Below are 20,419 nucleotides of genomic sequence, written 5' to 3'. Positions count from 1 at the left end.
GGATCGGGACAAAGCATGACGTCTGCCCCGCTGGCCGAAAATGCGGGCTTGGGCGACTTGACTCGTTGTTGCTTCAGGTAAGCCTAGCAGCCGGTGCACTGGGGAGCCACCTGTCGCATCCAAGCAACTTGACACCGGCTCATTGGCCGGACCGATATGGCTGAGGGGCTGCGTCGACAGGCGCTGTCGGGAACACGCTGGACCGCACTCGCCGCAGCGGTGGGCAATGTGCTGCAACTGATTCAGGTGGCCGTTCTGGCGCGCCTGCTGGATCCGGCGGATTTCGGGCTCATGGCTCTGGTCATGGTGGTGCTGGCGTTTGTACAGAGCTATGCCGATCTGGGGCTGTCTCAGGCGTTGATTGCGCGTGGATCGGTGGCGCCGCGCCGGTTCGCGGCCTTTTACTGGCTCAATGTGATTTCGGGATGCGGTTTGTTTACCGCAGTGTGCGTATTTTCACCTGTTCTGGCCCACCTTCTGGGCAATCCAGCGCTCGCGCCGTTGCTGCCCTGGGCAGGCGCTTCGCTGCTGATCCTGCCCCTGGGACAGGGATTTCAGACCCTGCTGCAGAAAGAACTGCACTTCAAGCCCATCGCAATGGCCGAGATGGCAGGCAGCGTGGCAGGGGTGTCTGTGGCCATTGCCACGGCCGCGGCCGGGGCTGGTGTCTACGCACTGATCTGGGGTCAGCTGGCCAACGCAATGGTCCGCACCGTACCGATTGCCGTTCGAGGATGGCAGGATCACGCGCCGCTGAGCCGGTTTTCCTGGCGTGATCTGCATGGCGATCTCCGATTCGGGGTATTTCAGATGGGCGAGCGGACTCTGGCCTTGATCAATACCCGGATCGATCAGCTGCTGGTCGGTGCGCTGCTTGGGGTTGAAGCGTTGGGGTACTACCATCTGGCCTGGCAGATGACCCTGCAGCCGCTGGCGCGCCTCAACCCGGTGGTGATGCGAGTGGCGTTCCCGTTGTTCGCGCGGATCCAGGGAGATCGCCGCCGATTGCAACATGGCTACTTTCAGGCTCAGCGTCTCTTGGGAGCCGTAAACTTTCCGTTGTTCATCGCCCTTGCGATACTGGCGCCTGTGTTCGTGCCAGCGGTATTCGGCGAGCGATGGACGCCATCGGTCGGGCTGGTGCAACTGCTGGCGGGTGTTGCTGTGTTCCGTACCATTGGGAATCCTGCGGGTGCCTTGCTGTTGTCGCAGGGACGCGCCGGCCGGGGGTTTTCCGCGAATCTCGCCATCACGCTCCTGCAGCTGCCGGCAATTGCCTTGGGGGCCTCCCTCGGCGCAGCCATGGGCGTGGCTGCTGCCTTGCTGGCGCTTCAGTCTGCGTTTTTCGCAGTGGCCTACGCGGCGCTGATTCGACCGGTTCTGGGGCCCTGTGCAGTGGGATACTTCGTCAATCTTGGGCGACCCCTGTCTGCCGCCACGATCATGGCAGCGATAATGGCCCTGTTGTCGCTTCCGGTTGGGTGGAGTCCATTCGCGGTAATGGGTGTTTCGATGGTACTCGGAGGATTGGCTTACTTGCTCGCCGGCTACGCATTCCTGCCGGAGGAATGGACCTTGGCGAAACGATGGCTGGGCCTGCGTGATCATGACAGGCAGATCTGATATGCGGGTGCTGCATCGCCTTCCTGTCTGGCTGCCACAGACCCAGACTTGGCTTGATCGGCAGATTCGTGCATTGCCGAGTGGCATCCGCCAGCGAATCATTGCCGATACGACCGAAAACCGGACGCAGTTCGCGGTCGAAGACTTGTGGGTATTCGAGCAGGCTGGCAGGTCGCGCAGGTTGTGGGACAAGATGCTGAAGCGCCTGGGGTTGCGAACCGAGTTCGGCTTTGTCGAAACGATTGCGCGCCGGTTCGATCCCGATGTGGTGCACAGCCACTTTGGTCACGTCGGTTGGGGCATGGGCCGCATGCCACAGCGATTGGGCGCGACGCATGTCGTGAGCTTCTATGGGTTCGACGTCAATATGTTGCCGCAGCGCGACCAGCGCTGGCGCGCCCGCTATCGCGAGCTGTTCGCGCGCGTCGATCAGGTGTTATGCGAAGGCCCGCATATGGCTGCCTGCCTGCAGCAGTTGGGGTGTTCCCCCGAGCGTTGCCGGACTCATGCGCTTGGCGTCGATATGTCGGCCATTGCGTTTCGGCCGCGCCGGTTGTCCGGTGGGGAACCCCTGCGGGTTCTGATGGCGGCGAGTTTTCGGGAAAAGAAGGGATTTCCAGACGGCTTGGCGGCCCTGGCCCGAGTTCGCCGTCACTATCCAGTGGCGCTCACGCTCATCGGGGATGCCGGTGGCGATGCCGCGAGCCAAGCCGAGAAAGCTCGTATTCTCGAAGCGCTGACGCAGACCGGCCTGGCGCCGCATACCCGCATGCTGGGCTTTCAACCGCCCGAGGTGCTTTGGCGGGAAGCCTATGCCCACCATCTGTTCCTGGCGCCGAGCCGGACCGCCGCCGATGGCGATACCGAAGGGGGCGCGCCGATTGTATTGCTGGAAATGGTGGCCAGCGGCATGCCCGCGGTGGCGACCCTGCATTGTGACATTCCTCACGTTCTGCCAAAGAGCTGGCACACGCGTTTGGCACCGGAGGGAAACCCTGATGCGCTCGCCATGGCGATCGAGGATTGGATTGCGCAATCGTCGTGGGACGACTGGCTCCTTCAGGGTCGAGCCCATCTTGCGCGCGGGTTCGATGCAGCGCAGCAGGGTCAAGCACTGGCGAAGGTTTACGCAGACCTCTTGCATCGGAAAGCGTGAGGCGCGGGTCGATGGGTGGTGACCCGGCATACCTGCCGGCGCCGCTGATTAGGGGACCAGCCAGCGCCGGTCAAGTGCACTCATGACCCGGTTTGGATAGAAATCCCGCCCAAGGCTGCCGTTATAACGGGCCAGGGCGCGCGACAGGTTGCCCCGCTCCTTATCGAGATAGTGTTTGAGGATGGTGCAGCCGAAGCGCAGATTCGTCGGGATGTGGAACAGATTGTCTGCTGGACGGCCGATCTCGTGCAGCCAGAAGGGCATCACCTGCATCAGACCGAGGGCGCCTGCACTGGAAATCGCATAAGGGTCGAAATTGCTTTCCACCTCAATGACCGCCAATACCAGTTCCGGTGACAGCTGCGCCCGTGTGGCCTCGCGATGTACGTAGCGCAGCAGCGCGACGCGCTGAACGGGGTCGGGGATTCGGTGCTCCAGGCGACCTGACATGTCCGTTAACCAGACTTCCGCGTCGTAGCGATCCTCGAAGCTTTCGCTGATTTCGACTGCGGTCATGAGCACCGCGCGCAGTTCCGGGTCCGGCGCTTCAGCCGCGGGATTCGCGGTTGCGGTTGCGGTCAGCAGGGCGGCTGAAAGAACTAGGGTTCGGATCGCGCGCAGTGTCCGGGCCATCAGGATCGATCCTGTGGCTCGAGGGCATCGCGCAGCAGGGCAAGAATGTCCTCTCGGCCGATGAGCTGGGATTCCGGAGCATGACGCGCTTGGTACTCCACCTGATGATGCCCGAGCGTGCGTTCGCTGATGACGATGCGATGCGGGATGCCGATCAGTTCCAGGTCGGCGAACATCACTCCGGGGCGAAGGTTGCGATCATCCAGAAGCACGCGGATGCCCGCGGCCTGCAGTTCGGCATACAGGGCATCGGTCGCGTCGCGTACGGTCGCCGATTTGGCGTAGTGCATCGGCGCCAGGGCGACGTCGAACGGCGCTAGCGCCTGGGGCCAGCAGATCCCCCGCTCGTCGTGATTCTGCTCGATGGCTGCGGCCACGACGCGGGAGACACCGATGCCGTAACAACCCATGATCACGGTTCGATTCTGGCCAGCGTCGTCCAGCACCTGGGCATTGAGCGCAGCACTGTATTTGGTGCCAAGCTGGAAAATGTGACCGACTTCGATTCCGCGTGCGATTTCGAGCGTCCCCTCATCCTCGGGACTGGGATCGCCCACGGTGACCTCGCGCAGATCGGCACAGGTGGGTTCGGGCAGATCGCGCCCCCAATTCACGTGTGCCCATGCATTTCCGGTACCTGGGTCGATCCACGTAAAATCGCCGAGGACGGCTGCCGCATGATCGACGATGAGGTTCATGCCCGCGTGGGGCGCATGACCCTTGAGGGCCGCCAGCGCATCGGCCGCGACGGGCTTCAGCGGGATGGCCAGTTGGGGAAGTTTTTCCGCCTTGATCGCATTCAACCGATGTTCCTCGCGCAAGACCAGACCGACCGGCGTGCCGTCATTTCCCATCATCCAGCTCACGGTGACCCGGCTCTCCGTGGCATCGTCCAGAGCGATCTGGGTCATTGGCTGTCCGGGCACGGGACGCGCATCTTTCGGCGGCAGTGCCGCAGCCAACTCGATGTTCGCGGCATAGTCGCTGCCGTTCGAGAACACGATGGCGTCCTCCCCAGACTCGGCCAGCACGTGGAATTCATGGGAAAAGCTGCCGCCGATGCTTCCTGAATCGGCACGGACGGCCCGGAAGTTGAGGCCAAGGCGGGTGAAGATGCGGGTATAGGTCTCGTACATGACCTGATAGGTGCGATCCAGGCAGTCTTTGTCCAGATGGAAGGAATAGGCATCCTTCATCAGGAATTCACGCGCGCGCATGATGCCGAAACGCGGCCGGATTTCATCGCGGAACTTGGTCTGGATCTGATAGAAGTTGACCGGCAGCTGGCGGTGGCTGTGAATCTCCCGGCGGAATAGATCGGTGATCACTTCTTCGTGGGTCGGTCCCAGGCAGAACGGACGCTGGTGACGATCGGTAAAGCGCAACAGCTCGGGGCCGTACTGCTCCCAGCGCGCGGATTCCTGCCACAGCTCGGCAGGCTGGACCACGGGCATCAGCAGCTCCAGGGCACCGCTGCGATCCATTTCCTCGCGCACGATCTGTTCGACGCGCCGCAGCACGCGCAGACCCAGTGGCAACCACGTATAGAGACCGGAGGCCAGCTGGCGGATCATGCCAGCGCGGAGCATCAGTTGATGGCTCACGGTTTCGGCACCTGCCGGGATTTCACGGGTGGTCGAGAGATGGAATGCTGATGCGCGCATTTTCGAGAGTCTCCTGAAGAAGCGGGTGACCGATCCGGGCGAGGGCCAAACGCACAATTTGACTTGATTTCCAAGGGGGGGACAAGTATTTTTGGCAGTTCACCCTTCTGCAGGGGGTGCTAGCCACATGGCGCCAGCAGGCGTCTTTTTTCGTTTGCGGCATAGCGATTGAACGTATGCCGGTTGCGGTGGAAGGCCCATTCGGGTCAGGAGCAGCGAGCGTGGAATTGTCCGGTTCGGAAATCGTCGTCGAAAGCCTCAAGCGCGAGGCGGTGGAATATGTTTTTGGTTATCCCGGTGGGGCGGTTCTGCCGCTCTACGATGCGCTCAATCTGCAGGATGTCGTCAAGCATATTCTGGTACGCCACGAACAGGGCGCGACCCATGCAGCGGATGGCTACGCGCGCGCGACCGGCCGTCCTGGCGTGGTGCTGGTCACCTCCGGCCCAGGCGTGACCAATGCCGTAACCGGGATTGCGACGGCCTACATGGATTCCATCCCGATGGTCATCTTGACCGGCCAGGTGCCGACCGGGGTGATCGGTTCGGATGCTTTCCAGGAAGTCGACTCGGTGGGCATTACCCGTCCCTGCGTGAAACACAACTTTCTGGTGAAAGATGTCGCCGATCTCGCGGCGACCATCAAGAAGGCATTCTACATTGCCACCAGCGGCCGCCCGGGTCCGGTGGTGGTGGACATCCCCAAGGACGTGCTCATCGCGCGCAGTGAATTCAGTTATCCCGAGCGGGTGGACATGCGTTCCTACCGTCCGGTCGACAAGGGTCATCCGGGCCAGATCCGCAAGGCGCTGGAGCTGATGCTGTCCGCCAAACGCCCCATGATCTATTCCGGCGGCGGGGTGGTGCTCGACGGTGCGGCGGAGGTGTTCACCCAAGTCTGCCGGCAACTGGGTTATCCGGTCACCAACACCCTCATGGGGCTGGGTGGGTATCCTGCAACCGATCGGCAGTTCGTGGGGATGCTGGGCATGCATGGCACCTACGAAGCCAATATGGCGATGCACCATTGCGACGTGCTGATCGCCATCGGTGCCCGTTTCGATGACCGGGTAACCGGCAACATCGAAAAATTCTGTCCCTACGCCAAGATCGTGCATGTGGACATCGATCCCGCGTCGATTTCCAAAACCGTGCGGGTGGACATCCCGATCGTCGGTTCTGTGCGGAACGTCTTGGGGCAGATGGTGGCCCTGCTCGAGGAAACGCGCGCTGCCGGACGCGGTCCCGATGCTCAGGCCCTGGGAGAATGGTGGCGGCAGATTGAGGAATGGCGCGCCACGGAATGTTTGGCTTACAAGGCCAATGATGAGCTGATCAAGCCGCAGTATGTGATCGAGCAGCTCTATGCGGCGACCGGTGGCGACGCCTACGTCACCTCCGATGTGGGCCAGCATCAGATGTGGGCTGCCCAATACTACAAATTCGACAAGCCGAATCGCTGGATCAACTCGGGCGGTCTCGGCACCATGGGCTTCGGTCTGCCTGCGGCCATCGGGGCGCAGTTGGCCTTTCCGAAGGAAACGGTGGCCTGTGTCACTGGCGAGGCCAGCTTCATCATGTGCATCCAGGAGCTGTCCACGGCGCTGCAATACGGCCTGCCGATCAAGATCGTGCTGTTGAACAACCGCTACATGGGCATGGTGCGCCAGTGGCAGGAGTTCTTCTACCAGAAACGCTACGCCATGTCCTATATGGAAGCACTGCCCGATTTCGTGGGTCTCGCCGAGGCATTCGGCCACGTTGGCCGGCGTATCGAGCGGCCGGGCGATGTGCGGGCGGCGCTGGACGAAGCGCTGGCGATGAAGGATCGGTTGGTGTTGCTCGATTTCGTGACCGATCAGACCGAGAATGTGTATCCCATGATCCCGGCCGGTGCCGGGCAGAACGAAATGATTCTGGTGTAAGCATGCGACATATCGTCTCTCTCCTGCTTGAAAACGAATCCGGTGCCTTGTCGCGCGTGGCCGGCCTGTTCTCCGCTCGTGCTTACAACATCCAATCGCTGACGGTGGCGCCGACGGAGGACCCCTCCCTCTCGCGCATGACCATCGTGACCTGGGGAAGCGATGAGGTGATCGAGCAGATCCTCAAGCAGCTCAACAAGCTGGTCGAGGTGGTCAAGGTAGTGTTGCTGACCGACGGCGATCACATCGAGCGTGAGCTGATGTTGGTCAAAACCTCAGCCAGGGGCGGCCTGCGGGAGGAGGTCACGCGACTGTGTGCGATCTTTCGCGGCCGCATCCTGGATGTCACCGAAAACACCTATACGGTCGAGGTGACCGGAAGCGGCAGCAAGTTGGACGCCTTTCTGCGAACCCTGGGGAACGACAATATTCTGGAAGTCGTTCGGACAGGTGTTTCCGGCGTGGCGCGTGGCGATACCGCGCTACGTCCCTGAAGGCGATCTTGTCGACGGCCCATATTCCCATACTATCTATCAAACAGGTTTATCCCATGATCAACGTGTACTACGACAAAGACGCCGATCTCTCCCTGATCAAGGCCCGCAAGGTAACCATTCTGGGCTATGGATCCCAAGGCCACGCGCATGCCAACAATCTCAAGGATTCGGGTGTCGATGTGGTAGTGGGGCTACGCCCTGGTTCGGCTTCGGCGGCCAAGGCCAAGCAGGCCGGCCTGGAAGTGGCTGATCTGGCCGATGCCGTTGCCAAGGCGGATGTGGTGATGGTTCTTGCCCCGGATGAACATCAGGCGACGCTGTATCGCGAGGTGATCGAGCCCAACATCCGGGAAGGTGCCGCCCTGGCGTTTGCCCATGGGTTCAACATCCACTTCCAGCAGATCGTGCCGCGCGCCGATCTCGACGTGATCATGATTGCGCCTAAGGGGCCGGGGCATCTGGTGCGCTCGACCTACACGCAGGGCGGCGGCGTGCCGAGTCTGATCGCCGTGCATCAGGATGCGAGCGGGCAGGCCAAGCAGATCGCGCTCGCCTATGCTAGTGCCAATGGCGGCGGCCGTGCCGGTATCATCGAGACTAACTTCCGCGAGGAAACCGAAACCGACCTATTCGGCGAACAGGCAGTGCTCTGCGGTGGGGCAACAGCGCTGGTTCAGGCTGGCTTCGAGACCTTGGTCGAGGCCGGTTATGCACCCGAGATGGCCTATTTCGAATGCCTGCACGAGCTGAAACTGATCGTCGATCTGATGTATGAGGGTGGCATCGCGAACATGCGCTACTCGATCTCCAATACGGCCGAGTACGGCGATATCACCCGAGGTCCACGGGTGATCAACGAACAATCCCGTCAGGCCATGCGCGAGATTCTCGCGGAGATCCAGCGCGGTGAATTCGCCCGTGAGTTCATTCTGGAGAATCAGGCTGGAAATGCGACGCTCAAAGCATCCCGGCGTCTTGCGGAAGAGCATCGCATCGAGCAGGTCGGCGCCCGACTGCGCGGCATGATGCCGTGGATCGCCAAGAACAAGCTGGTTGACAAGAGCCGGAACTGAGCAGTCCCGGAGCGGTATGCAAGCCGCATTGTGCGACGACTTCCCTGAGCAGGGACGACTGTGACGTGGTTTCATCTGCCCCAGGGCCGAGCGACTTTCAGGATTTCGGTCGCAGATAACGCGACCGAATCTGCCGTGACGGGTGACAGGAGCAGTCTCGATGCCTGACGTGGATGAATCCGCCCTGCCGTCTGCGCCGCAACAACCCCGACGGCCACGCCGCCGCGGAATCTATCTGCTGCCCAATCTGCTGACGACTGGAACGCTTTTCGGCGGGTTCTATGGCATTGTTGCGGCGATCGATGGGCTGTTTCTGCAGGCGGCGATGGCCGTTTTCCTGGCGGGCTTGCTCGACGGTCTGGATGGGCGGGTTGCACGACTGACCCATACACAGAGCGAATTCGGTCGCGAGTACGACAGCCTGGCGGACATGGTGAGTTTCGGGTTGGCGCCCAGTTTGATCGTCTATCTCTGGGCGCTGCGCGAACTGTCCCAGTTTGGCTGGCACTGGGGGCAGGTTGGCTGGCTCACCGCATTCATCTATGCCGTCGGTGCCGCGCTCCGGTTGGCTCGCTTCAATACCCAATCGACTGAGATCAGCCGACGCTACTTCGTCGGGCTGCCGAGCCCGTCGGCGGCTGCGGCGGTGACCGGCCTGGTGTGGGTCTGTGCCGATAGCGGAATCAGCGGAGTCACCATGAGCATCCCGGCGGCATTGGTCACGGCCAGTGCCGGTGCGCTCATGGTCAGCAATATCCGCTATTACAGCTTCAAGGACATCAAGCTCGCTGAGCGGGTGCCGTTTCGTTATCTACTGATCATGGTCGGCGGATTGGTTCTGATCGCATTCAATCCGCCGCTGATCTTGTTTCTCGGTTTTTTTGGCTACATGCTCGTCGGCGTTGCTCAGGCCGCGTGGCGCCGCCGCAGGAAGCGGGCCGTTCTCGATTGATGCTGGCGGGTCATCGTTAGCCGGCGCGTTCCAGCAGGCTTTGGAGAGTGAACATGGGATCCTCGATTCCCCATCTGATGATTTTCGACACTACGCTGCGGGATGGTGAACAAAGTCCGGGTGCGTCGATGACCCGTGAGGAGAAGTTGCGCATCGCGAGCGCGTTGGAACGCTTGCGTGTGGATGTCATCGAGGCGGGTTTTCCGATTGCCAGTCCGGATGACTTCGCTGCGGTGCGTGCGGTTGCCGAGACGGTGCGCGAGAGTATCGTCTGCGCGCTGGCCCGTGCCAAGGGTGAAGATATCGATCGGGCGGCCGAAGCGTTGAGGCCCGCTGCCCGTGGTCGTATCCATACGTTCATCGCGACATCGCCGATCCATATGGAGCGCAAACTCGGTTTGCAGCCCGACGAGGTAGTGGAGCAGGCCGTATGGGCCGTGCGTCATGCCCGTCAGTATACGGATGATGTGGAGTTTTCTCCGGAAGATGCCGGGCGTTCGGAACCTGACTTCCTGTGTCGCATCGTGGAGGCCGTGATCAAGGCGGGCGCTCGCACCATCAACATTCCCGATACCGTCGGCTATAACGTTCCCGAGCAGTTCGGCGCGCTCATCGGGCGTCTGATCGAACGGGTTCCCAATAGTGACAAGGCGATTTTTTCCGTTCACTGCCATAACGACCTGGGGCTGGCGGTTGCCAATTCCCTTGCGGCGGTTACCCAGGGCGCGCGACAGGTGGAGTGCACGCTGAATGGCCTGGGCGAGCGCGCTGGCAATGCAGCGCTGGAGGAAATCGTGATGGCGCTGCGGACGCGGCGCGACTTTTATGACCTGGAGCTTGCAATCGACACGACTCAGATCGTGCCCTGTTCCCGGCTGGTCTCGACAATCACGGGTTTCCCTGTGCAGCCCAACAAGGCGATAGTGGGTGCCAACGCCTTTGCACACGAATCCGGTATCCATCAGGACGGCGTCCTCAAAAGCCGCGAAACCTATGAAATCATGCGCGCCCAAGATGTCGGCTGGGATACCAATCGGCTCGTTCTGGGCAAGCATTCCGGCCGAAATGCCTTTCGCACTCGCCTGAGCGAACTGGGTGTGGTTCTGGAGAGCGAGTCGGAAGTCAATGAGGCGTTTCAGCGTTTCAAGATTCTGGCGGATAGAAAGCACGAGATCTTTGACGATGATCTGCTGGCCTTGGTGACCGATGTCGAATGGAGCAGCGCCAACGAACACCTACAGTTGGTTTCGCTCAAGGTTTGTTCCGAGACCGGAGAGTTGCCATCGGCTGAGGTGACCTTGCGCATCGACGGTGCAGAGCGCCGGGTGGTGGCCACGGGTGCCGGCCCGGTCGACGCGGTTTTCAAGGCGATCATCAAGGGCTGCGATGCGACCGCAACACTCTTGCTCTATTCGGTCAATGCCATCACCTCGGGAACCGATGCCCAAGGGGACGTGACGGTGCGATTGGCGGATGGTGCGCATATCGTCAATGGACAGGGTGCGGATGTGGACATCATCGTCGCCTCGGCCAAAGCCTATCTCAATGCCTTGAACAAGCTCAAGGCGCCGATGGATCGGGCCCATCCCCAGCATGGGGGAATCTGAGGCGCTTGGAGGACAACCAGATGGATGCTGCGGAACGTCGGGCAGCGCTGGCTTCCCTGGAAATCGTCGAGTGGACACCGCGGGTGGTCGAACCACAAAGCCCCACGATGGACGTCGGCATGTCCATACCATCCTCCGCAAGCGTTCAGGGGCGACCTGCCACACCGGAGACAACGGCGGATATAGGCCAGTTGGACTGGACGGCACTGCGCGCGCGCGTGGATGCGTGCAGGGCCTGCGAGCTATGCCAGACCCGGACGCAAACAGTGTTTGGCGTCGGGGATCACAGCGCTCGATTGTTGATCGTCGGAGAAGCTCCCGGCGCGGAAGAAGACCGGCTTGGGGAGCCGTTTGTCGGTCCTGCCGGTCGATTGCTCGATGAGATGCTGCGCGCCATCGGGTTGCAGCGCCAACAGGTCTATATCTGCAATATCCTGAAGTGCCGCCCACCCCGGAACGCGGATCCGACTCCGGCGCAGGCTGCGGCATGCCGCCCTTATCTCGAACGGCAGATCGCGTTGATCGCCCCCCAGTTGATCCTTGCCGTGGGTCGCATTGCCGCCCAGAACCTGTTGCAGGTCGCGACCCCGATCGGTCGCTTGCGGGGCCAGTGTCATTCAATTCAGATCGGTGAGGCCGGCGGACGGGTACCCGTGTGGGTCACCTATCACCCTGCTTACCTTTTGCGGAGCCCGCGTGAGAAGGCAAGGGCGTGGGACGATCTCAAGGCAGTGCGGCGGTTGCTGGAGGCGGAGCAGCCATGAGCGCCAATCAACGGTGGGACGGCGTGCTGGAGCGGCCACTCACCGTCCGCGATCTTCCGGCAATCATGGAGATCGAGCGCCGCGCCTATGAGTATCCCTGGACAACGGGCATCTTCAGTGATTGTCTGCGCGTCGGTTACACGGCGTGGGGACTTGAGGAGTTCGCGACGTTACGTGCCTACTGCATTGCATCCATGGCTGCGGGCGAAGCGCACATTCTCAATCTCTGTGTCGATCCCAGCTATCAGGGACTGGGGCTCGGGGGACGGCTGCTCGGCTGCATCCTGACGCTGGCGCGTCAGCGTGGAGTGGAACAGGTGCTGCTCGAGGTCAGGCCATCCAATGGTCAGGCTGTCGCCCTCTATCGCCGCCATGGATTTGTCAAGGTTGGCGAGCGCAAAGGGTATTATCCTGCACGCCTCGGACGTGAGGATGCGTTGGTCATGCGGCTTCATCTGAATCGGTGAGGAGCGGCTCGCCAACGGTGTGCACAGGGCTGTATTCGGTTTCTCTGACGCCAAATGCAGTCTATTTGCAAATCATATCGGCCTGCACTAAGGTTCACTACAAAATGAGTATCGGGCGGTGTCATGGATACCCGCTCCGGCATGAATCAGGGTTTCGGGAAAGATTGTCCTGCAGGCAGGAAAGCGATTTGCTAGGCCATGGGTTTGGCTTCCGGACGGGTCGTGACCGGTCCGTTGCAGTTAGCCCACAAGCACGTGTGATGCGTGGGTCGAGCGCCCAACCGGATCGTGTTCATCAATCAGTGGATCGGAGCCCAGCTGGGGCTCTAGCTGAATCATGGAGGAAAGAGAGAATGACAAGGAAGCCGTCATTGCGTCAGACGGTGGGCTATGGGCAGGGCAAGAGCCCTGTCACCCGGGCGGGCAACGGCACGTATCTGTGGTCCTTGGCGGCAGCGGCATTTGCAATGTCAGTGTCTCTGTCAGTAGAAGCCGCGGGTCCCAAGGCTGGGGAATTTTATGCAGGGTTCGGCGGTGGCTTGTTCACCCCTGAATTCAATCTGAAAGACTCTAACCAGTCGTCCATCGGGCCTACCACCCAGGAGCAGAATATCGCGGTCCCGAGAATCGGCATCGGGCCGATCGGGTTTCGTTTACCGGTCACCATTTCAGCGGGCGATGATCGTGCGCAACACGGGGATGATCCGGAGAACCGCGGCGTCATCGCCTTGAATGGCGGGGTCGGCTATCAGATTACCGATCACTTCGGGATCGAAGGTGGTCTGGGTCTCACGCTGCCCCGAATTCTCCTGGAGGGTGCACTGGTGAGTCGGGTCGTCAGTAACGACCCGGAGAGCATCACCATCAAAATTGCCGCGCCAGCGGTTATCCCCATCAATCTCTCCGCTATCTATACCTTCATCCCGGACAACATCGTCAGTCCGTTCATCGGTGCGGGTGTGCTGTTTGCGGATTTGAGCAATCGCATCGCGTTTAATGAAGCATCCGATACGATTAGCGCCGAAGGTGGATTCGAAGTCGGCTACGTGCTGGATGCCGGTGCGCGTTTTCGAGTCAATGAGCGATGGTACGGCACTGTGGGCCTGCGCTACGGCCTGATCGACGAGCCTGAACTCAAAGACGATGATGGCAATACTATCCCGATCGAAGACATGGAGATTCGGGAAATCCGTTTCGGTCTGGGGATGACCTTTCCGGGATCCATCCTTCCGTTCGTAGCCGGGGGTAGCTGAGTGATGGGCCGCTGGCCACGGCGCGACTCGTGCGCCGTGAATCCCGATTGCGCGCATGGAGTTTGTCAACATGGATGATCGACGCATAATGAAGGACGTTTTTCAGATTTCTGACCCCCGAGCCCCCGTTAGCCGCTCCCGTTGGGGTTGGTCGAGCATGATCGCTGCCGCGGTCTTCGCAGTGGGTCTTGGGCCTGTTTCAACGGCGGATGCCGCTGGTCCAAGGGCAGGCGAGTTTTATGTTCAGCTGGGCGGCGGCGTGTTCGGCCCCAAGTTCAATTTGGCAGAAGACGCCCAAGTGGAGCGGGTCGACGGTCCCCAAGAGACCAGTACGCTGTCCATCGGCCGGTTTATCGATATTCAGCTTTCGGGCGATACCGGCGAGAGCAGAGAGGAAAGACCCGAGAATGTCGACGTTATCGCCTTCGGCGGGAGCTTGGGCTACAAGTTCACGGACCGTATTGGTGCCGAGATCGATCTGGATATCATTTTTCCCGAAATTCAGATCAACGATGTGGGCGCTGGGGATGTGATTGGGGGTGACAACAATGCCGGCGAAGTGAATGTCCTGCAGCCGGGCATCCTTCCTGTGGCGGTCAGCGCTATTTACACATTTTCTCCGGAATCATTGGTGAGTCCTTATATCGGGCTTGGGCCGCTCATCGGGAACTTCCGTGAAGGTCGCGCCTGGATGGATTCGGGCGATCTGCTCAAGGTACAGGGTTCGATGAAGATTGGAATCGTCGGTAAGGTCGGTGTTTTGCTGACGGTTTCCCAAGCGTCCTATCTCTTCGTCGAGGGTCGATACGGTTATATCGACAGCCCCGAGGTGCGTGATCGCCAAGGCGAAGAAGTCAAGGTGGATAGCTTCGAGATGATAAGCGTCAAGGGGGGCGTCGGATTCAATTTCTGATCGCCATGCCTAGACAAAGCCCCCCGGCGCTTTCGTAGGCACCGGGGGGTTTTGTGTTTTGGGGCTGATTCGGTCGTCCATCGTGCTCAGCACTGGGCTGCGCCCGAGGGTGGTGAGTCCGTTTAGATTACTTGGCGTTCGCCAGCCGTCGGGGAAGACTCGAAATAGTCGAGCAAGGCTTCGACCTGTTTCACGCGTTCTTCGGGTTCAGTCATCGGCAACGTGAAACGCAAGGTATCGGCCCCGTCGAGGCGGAACCGATTGGGACTTTTCTGGATCAAGGGCAGGAGGAGTGCCGGATCCACGGTGGTTTGTTCGCTGAACACCATGCGCCCTTTTTCGGGGCCGGCTTCGAGTTTGTGGATGCCCAGCGCGGTGATGCGCAGCTTGAGTTCCGCCAGCATGAAGAGATTCTTGCTCGGTGTCGGCAGCAAGCCGAATCGGTCGATCAGCTCCACTTGTAGCGCGCGCAGAGCCTTGTGATCCTGGGCGCCCGCGATTCGCTTATAGAGAATCAGCCGCAAGTCCACGTCGGGAACATAGCTTTCGGGCAGGAGCGTGGGCAGGCGTAAGTCGACTGTGGCAATCGATTCCTGTGAGGATTCCAGCGACGGGATATCCCCGCGCTTGATGGCCTGCACGGCCCGTTCCAATAATTCGCTGTAGAGCCCGAAACCGACTTCATGAATGTGGCCACTTTGACCCTCACCGAGCAATTCCCCGGCGCCACGAATCTCCAAATCCTGAGTGGCCAAGCTGAACCCACTGCCCAGCGCGCCAAGCGTCTCGAATGCATCCAGACGTTTGATCGCATCGGCCGTCATGGCCTTGCGTGGCGGGACGATCAGATAGCAATAGGCCCGGTGATGGGAGCGGCCGACCCGGCCGCGCAGCTGATGCAGCTGGGCGAGCCCGAAACGATCGGCGCGGTGGATGAGAATCGTATTGGCGGTGGGGATGTCGATGCCGCTCTCAATAATGGTGGTACAGACCAGAATGTTTGCGCGGCGGTGATAGAAATCGAGCATCACCTGTTCCAGCTCACGCTCCGGCATCTGACCATGGGCCGCGAGCACGCGCGCGCCCGGCACTAGGGCGCCAAGGCGCTCGGCGATTTTCTGAATGTCCTGGATTTCATTGTGGACGAAGAAGACCTGGCCGCCCCGTTTGATCTCGCGCAGGCATGCTTCCTGGATCAGAACATCGTTCCATTCGTTGGAGAACGTCTGCACGGCCATGCGTTCCACCGGCGGGGTGGCAATGATGGACAGATCGCGCAGTCCCGCAAGGCTCATGTTGAGCGTGCGGGGAATCGGCGTGGCCGTGAGGGTAAGCAGGTCGACCTCGGCGCGCAGCTGCTTGAGTCGCTCCTTGTGGCGAACACCGAAGCGGTGTTCCTCGTCGACAATGACCAGTCCCAGATTCTTGAAGTGCACCTCGCTGCTCAGAAGTTTGTGGGTGCCGATGACGATGTCGACTTGCCCTTCGGCCATTGCTGCCAGGGCCTGCTTCTGTTCTTTAGTGCTGCGCAGGCGGGACAGTCCTTCCACGCGCACCGGCCAGTCCGCGAAACGGTCGCGGAAGTTGCGAAAATGCTGCTCGGCGAGCAGGGTGGTGGGTACCAGGATCGCCACCTGCCGCCCGCCATGCACAGCGATGAACGCTGCGCGCATCGCCACCTCGGTCTTGCCGAAGCCCACGTCGCCGCATACCACCCGGTCCATGGGGTTGGGGCCGGTGATGTCCCGGATGACCGCGTCGATTGTCTGCAACTGATCAGCGGTTTCCTCGAAGGGGAATGCCGCAGCGAACTGATGATAGGCCGCGACATCGAAGGTGACTGGCGTGCGACGCTGGGCAGCGCGCCGTGCCTGGATCTCCAGGAGTTCAGCCGCGACATCACGGGCACGTTCAGCCGCTTTGCGGCGCGCTTTTTCCCACTGATCGGATCCGAGGCGGTGCAGCGGGGCATGCTCCGGATCCGCCCCGGTATAGCGACTGACCAGATGAAGATTCGCCACGGGAACGTAAAGCTTGTCTTCACCGGCGTATTCCAGTACGAGGAATTCGGCGGCCGTACCCCCGGTCTCGATCAGCTGCAGCCCAAGGTATCGGCCGACCCCGTGTTCTTCGTGGACGACCGGCGCCCCGGGACGCAGATCGGTCAGATCGCGAATGATGGCCGCCGGATCGCGAGAGACTGCCTTGCGCGCCCGCGGCCGCGGGCGTTCGCCAGAGAGCTGGCTTTCACTGATGATAGCGAGCTCATTGTTCAGCAGACCCCGTTCCAACGGGGCCACGGTAATCGCCAGGGGCATCATGCCGCCTTGGAACTCGGTCCAATGGGCGCATCGTTGCGGCTTCAGCCCGAAGGGGCGCAACTCATCGAGCAAGGCCTCGCGTTGCCCCGGTGATTCGGCCGCGATCAGGATACGGCCCGGGAAAGTCTCGATAAACCGGTTCAGCTCATCCAGCGGACGTTTGGCATGGGGGTTGCGCCGCAAGACCGGCGGAGGCAAGGCGCCATTTCCAGGATCGGTCGAATCGGTCGGTGTCTCTTCGTCACTCATCACAATGCGATCGAAGCGCGTCCACGCATCGGTCAGTTCGGTCGGTGTCAGGAACAGATCACCCGGCGGAAGCAAGGGCCGTTCGAGGTCATGTCGCCGTTGCTCATAGCGGTTTTGGATCTGATCCCAGACCGATAGCAATGCGTCCTCGGCCCCGGGTTCGAGGATCACCTGGCTGTGCTCGGGCAGATAGTCGAGCAACGTTGCCGTCGCGTCGAAGAAAAGCGGTAGGTAATACTCGATGCCGCCTGGCGAATGGCCGTCGCTTACTTCGCGATAGATCAAGCTGCTCTGAGGGTTGCCTTCGAAGTGCTCGCGGTAACGCCGGCGAAATTGGCGGATGGCTTCCTCATCGAATGGAAACTCGCGCGCGGGCAGGATCCGGACTTGATCGATGATCTCGCGTGACCGCTGCGTCTGTGGGTCGAACGGGCGAATGCTATCGATTTCATCATCGAGCAAATCGATTCGATAGGGCTCGGCGCTTCCCATCGGGAAAAGGTCCATGAGCGAACCGCGCAGGGCGAACTCGCCGTGCTCCATGACCTGCGATACGCTGCGGTATCCGGCAGCTTCGAGACGCGTCCGCAGCGCATGCGGATCAAGACGCTCGCCCGCATGCAAAATGAGGCTGTGACCGGTGACAAAGGAAATCGGCGGCAGACGTTGCAGCAGCGTATTGGCTGGAACTACGACCAGCGCGGTTTCCAGGGATGGAAGGCGATACAGGGTCTCGATGCGCTGGGACAGGATGTCCTGGTGCGGCGAAAAAATATCGTAGGGCAAGGTTTCCCAATCGGGAAAATGCAAGATTGGGGGACCATCGGGCGCGCAATAGAAGTTGAGTTCGGCTTCCAGTCGTTCCCCGGCGCGGGCGTCGGACGCAATGATCAGTCGCAGCCCTGCCCGGCGACGCGCCAATTCGGCAATCCATAGCGCACCGGCGCTTCCGGGAAACGGGCCGACTCGGTGCTCGGTCGGGTCCAGGGACGGGTGGTTCGAGATCATCAGACCACAGCGCGCTGCAGCCGCGTGCAACGCTCCAGATAAGCGTCCCGTGCGATGCGCACATCTTCGAGGAAGATCGGCAATTCATCGAGGGTGAGCGCCTGAGCGCCGTCGACCAGCGCGTTGGCTGGATCGGGGTGGAAGTCGATCAGCACCAGGTTGGCGCCGGCAATGATCCCTTGCGCGGTGGCATGGAAAATATCGAGCACCTGGTCCGGGCCCTTGTGGCGCGTGCCGACCGAATGCGAGGGATCGATCCCCACGGGCATCCGGGTGAGGCGCTTGACCACGGGAACATGCCCGAAATCGAGGAGGTTGCGGTGCGGATCACCCATGTGGGATTTGAGCCCACGCAGGCAGAAGATCACATTGCGATTACCTTCACTGGCCAGATACTCGGCGGCATTGAGCGATTCGTCGAGCGTGATGCCGAAGCCGCGCTTGAGCAGCACCGGCATCTCGCGCTGGCGTCCGGCGGCTTTGAGCAACTCGAAGTTCTGCGTGTTGCGGGTGCCGATCTGGAGCATGACGCCGGTCGGGTTTCCGGTGCGATGCAGGGCCTCTTGGATTTCGTCGATGTGGGCCTCGCGGGTAATTTCCATGGCGATGACCCGAATGCCGTATTTCCCGGCAAGCTCGAAGACCCAGGGCAGGCACGCCGCGCCGTGACCTTGAAAGGCATAGGGACTGGTGCGGGGCTTGTAGGCGCCCATGCGGGTGCATACCTGACCGTTCTGTTGCAGTGCGCGCATCATCTGTCCGACATGCTCGGGAGTGTCGACGGCGCACAGGCCGGCCAGCACCTGCAATGAGTCCTGTCCGAAGTGCACGCCGTTATAGACGAATTCGCTCGGGCGATGATCGTCCTGATGCCGGCCGAGGATACGGTAGGGCTCCGAGACGCGAACCACCCGGTCCACACCCGGAAGTGCCGCCATATCAGCCGTATCCAGGGCGGCTGTTTCACCGATCAGATAAATTTCCGTCAGTAACTGCTGGGCGCCCTTTTCCTGATGTACTCGCCAGCGAATGCGAGGCAATGCGTCGAGGTGACGGGCGAGATCCGCGAATGAGGGGCTCTCGGGCGTGGTGTCGGTATTCAGGATGAGGATCATGGCGGGACGACCGGGTCATTGGGACAGGCTGTGCATTATACGGGAGCAGACGGGGTGCCCGCTGGTCGAATGACTGTGGGCGCTGCTCTGGCGCCTATGGTTCTCAGTCGCGAAAGCGCCGGGTGAGGTCGCCGTAGTCGTCGATGCGCCGATCGCGCAGAAAGGGCCAGATGCGGCGGACGGCTTCCCCGTGCGCCAGATCGATCGTCGCCGTGAGAATCTGCGGCGCATCTTCTGCAGCTTGAGCGAGGATTTCCCCTTGCGGACCGGCGATGAAACTGCTGCCCCAGAAACGGATGCCCGCCGTTTGGCCGGAGGGGTCGGGTTCGTGCCCGGTCCGGTTGCAGGCCAGAACGGGCATGCCATTGGCGACCGCGTGGGCGCGCTGGATGGTGATCCAGGCCTCCCGTTGCCGGGCCTGTTCCGCTGCCGGGTCGTCCGGATTCCATCCGATCGCCGTTGGATAGAGCAGCAGTTCGGCGCCCGCCAGCGCCATCAGACGTGCGGCCTCGGGATACCATTGATCCCAGCACACGAGCACCCCGAGCCGGCCGACGGCGGTGTCGATAGGGGAGAACCCGAGGTCGCCCGGCGTGAAATAGAATTTTTCGTAGAAGCCCGGATCGTCCGGGATGTGCATTTTGCGGTAGCGCCCGGCAATGCGTCCGTCGGTATCCAGCACCACGGCCGTGTTGTGATACAGGCCGGCAGCTCGCCTTTCGAACAGTGAGGCCACGATGACGACACCGAGTTCCTGTGCCAAGGCACCGAGGTGGTCAGTGGTCGGTCCGGGGATCGGTTCGGCCAGATCGCAGAGGGCCGGGTCTTCGACTTGGCAGAAATAGAGTGTGTTGTGCAGTTCCTGAAGCAGAATCAGGCGTGCACCGGCTGTTGCTGCCCGTCGGATATCCCGGGTCTGTGTCTCGAGATTGGCGGCGGTGTCGCCCGAGCAACACTGCTGGATCAGGGCAACCGTCAGGGAGTGGGACATGAGCGTTAATCCGGCGCAAGTGATGAGGCCGTGATTCTAGCAAAGTCGGATGAAATCGCAGGGGAAGGTGTCAGAGGTCGCCAGAAAAATTGGGGCGGTGTGAGCCATCCGCCGCGCTGGCGCTGTTGACTTGATGATGGTTTCGGAAGCTGTGACGTGTGTGAGGGGTTGGGGCCGCAACCGGCCCCAACACCTCGGCGCCGTGATT

General features: G+C 61.2%; 16 protein-coding genes. 11 read left to right on the top strand and 5 right to left on the bottom strand.

Annotated elements, in window-relative coordinates; all coding sequences use genetic code 11:
* The first annotated feature begins 156 nt into the window (after window positions 1-156).
* Both E4680_RS12215 and E4680_RS12210 read left to right on the top strand, forming a co-directional pair.
* Entirely contained in the window at window positions 157-1,623 is a 1,467-nt protein-coding gene (locus E4680_RS12215; RefSeq protein WP_135282699.1) for an MOP flippase family protein, read from the top strand.
* On the top strand, window positions 1,607-2,779 hold the full coding sequence (locus tag E4680_RS12210; protein ID WP_135282698.1) for a glycosyltransferase: 1,173 nt from the start codon (window positions 1,607-1,609) through the stop codon (window positions 2,777-2,779). The genes E4680_RS12215 and E4680_RS12210 overlap by 17 nt, the downstream gene beginning before the upstream one ends.
* 48 nt (window positions 2,780-2,827) lie before the next feature.
* On the opposite strand, the gene E4680_RS12205 is transcribed toward E4680_RS12210, so the two are convergent.
* Window positions 2,828-3,412, bottom strand: coding sequence for a lytic transglycosylase domain-containing protein (locus E4680_RS12205; RefSeq protein ID WP_135282697.1), 585 nt, complete (start codon window positions 3,410-3,412; stop codon window positions 2,828-2,830).
* A complete protein-coding gene (locus E4680_RS12200; RefSeq protein ID WP_135282696.1) occupies window positions 3,412-5,076 on the bottom strand; it encodes a proline--tRNA ligase in 1,665 nt (554 codons plus the stop codon). The genes E4680_RS12205 and E4680_RS12200 overlap by 1 nt, the downstream gene beginning before the upstream one ends.
* A 176-nt stretch (window positions 5,077-5,252) precedes the next feature.
* Between E4680_RS12200 and ilvB the strand changes: the two genes are divergently transcribed.
* The 9 genes from ilvB (at window position 5,253) to E4680_RS12155 (ending at window position 14,527) form a co-directional block, all read left to right on the top strand.
* Window positions 5,253-7,001: a biosynthetic-type acetolactate synthase large subunit gene (gene ilvB / locus E4680_RS12195; RefSeq protein WP_135282695.1), complete on the top strand. Its 1,749-nt coding sequence runs from the start codon at window positions 5,253-5,255 to the stop codon at window positions 6,999-7,001.
* Between the two features lie 2 nt (window positions 7,002-7,003).
* Window positions 7,004-7,495 carry an acetolactate synthase small subunit gene (gene ilvN, locus E4680_RS12190; RefSeq protein WP_135282694.1) on the top strand — a complete coding sequence of 164 codons (492 nt, stop codon included), beginning with the start codon at window positions 7,004-7,006 and terminating at the stop codon, window positions 7,493-7,495.
* A gap of 59 nt (window positions 7,496-7,554) precedes the next feature.
* Window positions 7,555-8,571, top strand: coding sequence for a ketol-acid reductoisomerase (ilvC, locus tag E4680_RS12185; RefSeq protein WP_205688929.1), 1,017 nt, complete (start codon window positions 7,555-7,557; stop codon window positions 8,569-8,571).
* A gap of 160 nt (window positions 8,572-8,731) precedes the next feature.
* A complete protein-coding gene (gene pssA / locus E4680_RS12180) occupies window positions 8,732-9,523 on the top strand; it encodes a CDP-diacylglycerol--serine O-phosphatidyltransferase (RefSeq protein WP_135282692.1) in 792 nt (263 codons plus the stop codon).
* A gap of 53 nt (window positions 9,524-9,576) precedes the next feature.
* On the top strand, window positions 9,577-11,130 hold the full coding sequence (locus tag E4680_RS12175; protein WP_135282691.1) for a 2-isopropylmalate synthase: 1,554 nt from the start codon (window positions 9,577-9,579) through the stop codon (window positions 11,128-11,130).
* A 20-nt stretch (window positions 11,131-11,150) separates the two neighbouring features.
* On the top strand, window positions 11,151-11,894 hold the full coding sequence (locus E4680_RS12170) for a uracil-DNA glycosylase (RefSeq protein ID WP_135282690.1): 744 nt from the start codon (window positions 11,151-11,153) through the stop codon (window positions 11,892-11,894).
* On the top strand, window positions 11,891-12,361 hold the full coding sequence (rimI, locus tag E4680_RS12165; protein WP_135282689.1) for a ribosomal protein S18-alanine N-acetyltransferase: 471 nt from the start codon (window positions 11,891-11,893) through the stop codon (window positions 12,359-12,361). The genes E4680_RS12170 and rimI overlap by 4 nt, the downstream gene beginning before the upstream one ends.
* A 353-nt stretch (window positions 12,362-12,714) precedes the next feature.
* Window positions 12,715-13,614, top strand: coding sequence for an outer membrane beta-barrel protein (locus E4680_RS12160; protein WP_167792499.1), 900 nt, complete (start codon window positions 12,715-12,717; stop codon window positions 13,612-13,614).
* A gap of 55 nt (window positions 13,615-13,669) precedes the next feature.
* Entirely contained in the window at window positions 13,670-14,527 is an 858-nt protein-coding gene (locus tag E4680_RS12155) for an OmpW family outer membrane protein (protein ID WP_135282687.1), read from the top strand.
* A gap of 122 nt (window positions 14,528-14,649) precedes the next feature.
* Here E4680_RS12155 and mfd read toward each other — a convergent pair whose 3' ends face one another.
* From mfd to E4680_RS12140, 3 genes are all read right to left on the bottom strand, one after another.
* Window positions 14,650-18,105 carry a transcription-repair coupling factor gene (gene mfd / locus E4680_RS12150; protein WP_135282686.1) on the bottom strand — a complete coding sequence of 1,152 codons (3,456 nt, stop codon included), beginning with the start codon at window positions 18,103-18,105 and terminating at the stop codon, window positions 14,650-14,652.
* Window positions 18,105-19,220, bottom strand: a complete 1,116-nt coding sequence (locus E4680_RS12145) for a 3-deoxy-7-phosphoheptulonate synthase (protein WP_135282685.1) — start codon at window positions 19,218-19,220, stop codon at window positions 18,105-18,107. The genes mfd and E4680_RS12145 overlap by 1 nt, the downstream gene beginning before the upstream one ends.
* Before the next feature lie 103 nt (window positions 19,221-19,323).
* Window positions 19,324-20,211, bottom strand: a complete 888-nt coding sequence (locus tag E4680_RS12140; RefSeq protein WP_135282684.1) for a carbon-nitrogen hydrolase — start codon at window positions 20,209-20,211, stop codon at window positions 19,324-19,326.
* Window positions 20,212-20,419: the final 208 nt, after the last annotated feature.

The sequence above is a fragment of the Candidatus Macondimonas diazotrophica genome (assembly GCF_004684205.1).
Taxonomy (GTDB): domain Bacteria; phylum Pseudomonadota; class Gammaproteobacteria; order UBA5335; family UBA5335; genus Macondimonas; species Macondimonas diazotrophica.
This window is presented reverse-complemented; position numbering and strand designations above follow the sequence as displayed.

Coding starts and splice junctions, on each gene's coding strand:
- E4680_RS12215 (WP_135282699.1), top strand. CDS start 157: ATGGCTGAGGGGCTGCGTCGACAGGCGCTGTCGGGAACACGCTGGACC.
- E4680_RS12210 (WP_135282698.1), top strand. CDS start 1,607: ATGACAGGCAGATCTGATATGCGGGTGCTGCATCGCCTTCCTGTCTGG.
- E4680_RS12205 (WP_135282697.1), bottom strand. CDS start 3,412: ATGGCCCGGACACTGCGCGCGATCCGAACCCTAGTTCTTTCAGCCGCC.
- E4680_RS12200 (WP_135282696.1), bottom strand. CDS start 5,076: ATGCGCGCATCAGCATTCCATCTCTCGACCACCCGTGAAATCCCGGCA.
- ilvB (WP_135282695.1), top strand. CDS start 5,253: ATGCCGGTTGCGGTGGAAGGCCCATTCGGGTCAGGAGCAGCGAGCGTG.
- ilvN (WP_135282694.1), top strand. CDS start 7,004: ATGCGACATATCGTCTCTCTCCTGCTTGAAAACGAATCCGGTGCCTTG.
- pssA (WP_135282692.1), top strand. CDS start 8,732: ATGCCTGACGTGGATGAATCCGCCCTGCCGTCTGCGCCGCAACAACCC.
- E4680_RS12175 (WP_135282691.1), top strand. CDS start 9,577: ATGGGATCCTCGATTCCCCATCTGATGATTTTCGACACTACGCTGCGG.
- E4680_RS12170 (WP_135282690.1), top strand. CDS start 11,151: ATGGATGCTGCGGAACGTCGGGCAGCGCTGGCTTCCCTGGAAATCGTC.
- rimI (WP_135282689.1), top strand. CDS start 11,891: ATGAGCGCCAATCAACGGTGGGACGGCGTGCTGGAGCGGCCACTCACC.
- E4680_RS12160 (WP_167792499.1), top strand. CDS start 12,715: ATGACAAGGAAGCCGTCATTGCGTCAGACGGTGGGCTATGGGCAGGGC.
- E4680_RS12155 (WP_135282687.1), top strand. CDS start 13,670: ATGGAGTTTGTCAACATGGATGATCGACGCATAATGAAGGACGTTTTT.
- mfd (WP_135282686.1), bottom strand. CDS start 18,105: ATGATCTCGAACCACCCGTCCCTGGACCCGACCGAGCACCGAGTCGGC.
- E4680_RS12145 (WP_135282685.1), bottom strand. CDS start 19,220: ATGATCCTCATCCTGAATACCGACACCACGCCCGAGAGCCCCTCATTC.
- E4680_RS12140 (WP_135282684.1), bottom strand. CDS start 20,211: ATGTCCCACTCCCTGACGGTTGCCCTGATCCAGCAGTGTTGCTCGGGC.